The 843-nt window shown below is 43.4% G+C and carries 1 pseudogene; it reads left to right on the top strand.

The annotated features are described in order from the left end of the window. Window positions 1-843: pseudogene (locus tag BEL04_RS24485) on the top strand (OmpA family protein); the annotation flags it as partial.

Here is an 843-nt window from a genome sequence, read left to right as displayed (position 1 = left end):
GATATTTGGTGGGAGCGGACAGTACAACACCTGGACCTTAGGTTTAAACGTTGGTGCAACAAGCAACGAAGCTGTTATCGGTGGCGTTAATGGTTTCTCCGGCCTTAAAATTAATTTGGGTGGATTATTAACTGTCAGAAAACAACTGGCTCATTCTTTCGGTATCGAAGCCGATTTTGGTTTGGGTAAAGTACAAGGTACTAACACTTATGCTACTCAGGGTACCGGTAAAACCTTCCCGGTTTACGGTTTTTCGACAACTTATTACTCAGGTGCTATACTTGGTGTGATTAATGTTGCAACTGTCGACTTCTTACGTCGCAAAAACGCGATCAATTTCTTCGTTGAAGCAGGTTTAGGTGCACAATACTATAACCCAACCCTGTACAACAATGCCGATTTTGGCAGCGCTACCAAAAGCGAACCGTTTAAAAACAACGCCGGCAGCGACCACACCATTTTTGAAGCTTATGTACCAACAGGCGTAGGCGTTAAATTTAGGTTGAGCGATTCATGGGCATTTAACTTAGGTTACAACATGTACTTTACCGATGGTGATGATTTCGATGGTTCGAAATTAGTTGGCGATTACGTTCACCGCGATAAATACACATTGGGTTATGCCGGTATCGAATACACTTTCGGTTCGAAATCAAAACCGAACTTAGAGTGGGTTAACCCTGTTGCCATGATGTATGACGAATTGAACGATCCAACCCTGAAACAAGAAGTTGAAGCTTTAAAAGGCCGTGTATCAAATGTTGAGAAAGCAGTTGACGACCTGAAAAAAGACAGCGACGGCGACGGTGTAGCTGATCAGTTCGACAAATGCCCTAACACTCC

The organism is Mucilaginibacter sp. PPCGB 2223 (assembly GCF_001705515.1).
In the GTDB taxonomy this organism is placed as follows: domain Bacteria; phylum Bacteroidota; class Bacteroidia; order Sphingobacteriales; family Sphingobacteriaceae; genus Mucilaginibacter.
This window is presented reverse-complemented; position numbering and strand designations above follow the sequence as displayed.